This is a genomic window from Psychrobacter sp. CCUG 69069 (assembly GCF_021023115.1).
GTDB lineage: Bacteria > Pseudomonadota > Gammaproteobacteria > Pseudomonadales > Moraxellaceae > Psychrobacter > Psychrobacter namhaensis.
In genome coordinates this window covers 1-2,479 of sequence record NZ_QQAI01000037.1, presented here as the reverse complement: position 1 = coordinate 2,479, position 2,479 = coordinate 1, and the positions used below count along the sequence as shown (strand labels likewise).

General features: G+C 39.3%; 4 protein-coding genes. All 4 read right to left on the bottom strand.

Annotated elements, in window-relative coordinates; translation table 11 throughout:
• Positions 1-61: 61 nt before the first annotated feature.
• On the bottom strand, positions 62-691 hold the full coding sequence (locus DVY93_RS12345) for a DUF411 domain-containing protein (protein WP_192992014.1): 630 nt from the start codon (positions 689-691) through the stop codon (positions 62-64).
• A 139-nt stretch (positions 692-830) separates the two neighbouring features.
• Positions 831-1,427: a c-type cytochrome gene (locus DVY93_RS12340; RefSeq protein ID WP_025645677.1), complete on the bottom strand. Its 597-nt coding sequence runs from the start codon at positions 1,425-1,427 to the stop codon at positions 831-833.
• A 125-nt stretch (positions 1,428-1,552) separates the two neighbouring features.
• Positions 1,553-1,831, bottom strand: coding sequence for a hypothetical protein (locus DVY93_RS12335; protein WP_025645676.1), 279 nt, complete (start codon positions 1,829-1,831; stop codon positions 1,553-1,555).
• 134 nt (positions 1,832-1,965) lie between these two features.
• Entirely contained in the window at positions 1,966-2,292 is a 327-nt protein-coding gene (locus tag DVY93_RS12330; RefSeq protein WP_093068413.1) for a hypothetical protein, read from the bottom strand.
• Positions 2,293-2,479: the final 187 nt, after the last annotated feature.

Sequence of the window (2,479 nt, the reverse complement as noted above, 5' to 3'; positions counted from 1 at the left end):
GACCTAAGTTAATCCATGAAATGAGAGTTGAACTTATATATCTGATAACTTATTAATAGAACTACATCTGCTGCGCTGGCGACTCAATAGCCGCATACACTTGAGTGCTGCCATCCTTGTTCAATTGAATGACTTTATAGGGCATAAATTTATCTTGATATTCCATGCCCGGACTACCAACTGGCATACTCGGTACCGCAAGACCGATGGAATCAGTTGGCGGATTGGCTAGAAACTGTGCCATGTATTTGGCAGGAACGTGACCTTCAAAAACATAACCATTAGTAGTGACGGTGGTATGACAAGAGCGCATTTGCTGCGGGACACCGTAACGCTCTTTAAATAAAGATAAATCTGTAACGTCTTGCGCAGTTGCGCTTAGACCATGACCTTCGGCATAGCCTACCCATTCTTTGCAGCAGCCACAATTAGCATCTTTGTAAACTGTAGCCGAGACGTTTTGTAGAATTGTCGACCCAGTACCTGAATTAGCACTGACAGACATCATTTGCGGTTGTGGTTGCTCTATTTGAGCACTTTTGGTGGCAAGCGTTGGCTCAGTTTGAGTAGAATTTGAAACACTAGTATCGGGCTGACTACAAGCCATTACTGTTGACGTTGCTACTAGTAAAAGAGCAGAAGCTGATACCTTTTTATGTCCATTGCCCATTATATTTATATAGCGTCTCATAACTTACTCCTAAGCGTCTGCTTATCTGTTGAACCTTCTAAAGATTTATACCCTATAACTAAGTGTAGTATAGGCAAAGTTTAAATCCCAAAAGGCAGCACTATTTAGCACTGCGCTTTTATAAAGGAATATGGAAGAATTAATGCTGCATTCCAGCTCCACCTTCTGACATATCCATCATGTCGCTATTCAGTGACATATCCATCATGTCATCATCCAGTCTAGTGGTTAGCATGGTATACTGATTCTCATTTAACTCAGGTAGTGATCTAATAAAAGCGACCATTGCCCACATTCTATCGTCGTCATGAGAAGCACCCCATGCTGGCATGCCTGATGCCATAATACCGTGCTTAATCGCCCAAAAACTTTGCTGAGCTCCTGCATCCGTTTTATAACGATCAACTACTTGCGCATTAGTGAAATTAGGTGGCTTAGGGTATAGGCTCTCACTAAAATCAGTGCTCTCTACCCCAGGAGACAAATGGCAGCCTGCGCACATATCTTTGTAATCGGCACCGCCTGAGCTAATCATCTCTACTTTTTCTAAATCTGGAACAATAATGTCCTTGCTAGCGTAGGCTATTGAACGGGTGCGAGCCGTCTCCAAGAAATTATAAACCAATGGACTATGTCCTTGATCAGCGCCAATATTAATGACACCACTCATAACCACAGTAAAGACACCAACAATAGCGACCACGACAGTGAAAAGTACTCCTAGTAAAAACTTCATGGGTTTATCCTAAAATTCATTTTCTTTAATACCCTACTCTTAGCGTCTACAAATATTTCCTACAAACCCTTATTACTGATTGATGAAACTATCTAGCAGTAATAAAGGATTTATAAAATCAATGTTTAAGAGTCACTTTTATCTGTTACGCAGTGCTTTTGATACATTTGCTTCATTTTACCCATGTTAGCCATCATCGCTTTCATAGCGGGATCGCTCATGTCCATCTTGCTATGATCCATTTTTCCCATCATATCCATATGCTTTTGCATTTTTTCACAGTTCATTTGATCTTTTTCAGCATGCATTTTAGGATCATGTGCTAGAGCTGAGGTTGAAACGACTAGAGCGACGGCAGTGGCTACGATTGCTTTAGGTAAAGACTTTGATTTAAAGAGTGACATGGTTAATCCTTAATTGATTTAGTTGAGGGTACATAAAGCTTTAGGATATTAATTCAGTCTAAAGCATAACTTATTGATTCTGACAGAGAGATGACAGCAAGATGACAATATTGTCATCTTGCTACTTTTATATTTTAATGCTGCACGTATTCATTTAGTATGGCATCAGCATTTCTATCACGATCGCTACCATATTTTTTTATAAAATACTTTTCAGACTGCAGATGTTGATCTTGATGCTGAACTTGGCAAGCGACTCGTGCATCAACATAGCTTTTCATTTGAGCATCAGACATCTGCGCGTTATTGTGATCTAGATTTCTGGCAAACGTAGTTAAGTTATCGCAATTATCGATAATTGAAGTGCTTAGATTGGTAGTATGCGCATTAGCTGCTGATATACCGATAAGCATCGAAGCGGATAGCAGCACCACTTTTTTGAATGAACGATAGCTTTTCATATAACATCCTTAATAAATTATTAAATATTGAAACTAATTACCTGTAGTAATAATTCATAATAGCTACTCGTATCAAGAATGAGCCGCTATGTACTATAGGTATAGATTAACAAACGAAGACTGACCATTTGATGACGAGCGCATGACATCTTTGTCAGATACCAGTCCGTTTTGTCATTTATATTGA

Coding starts and splice junctions, on each gene's coding strand:
- DVY93_RS12345 (WP_192992014.1), bottom strand. CDS start 691: ATGAGACGCTATATAAATATAATGGGCAATGGACATAAAAAGGTATCA.
- DVY93_RS12340 (WP_025645677.1), bottom strand. CDS start 1,427: ATGAAGTTTTTACTAGGAGTACTTTTCACTGTCGTGGTCGCTATTGTT.
- DVY93_RS12335 (WP_025645676.1), bottom strand. CDS start 1,831: ATGTCACTCTTTAAATCAAAGTCTTTACCTAAAGCAATCGTAGCCACT.
- DVY93_RS12330 (WP_093068413.1), bottom strand. CDS start 2,292: ATGAAAAGCTATCGTTCATTCAAAAAAGTGGTGCTGCTATCCGCTTCG.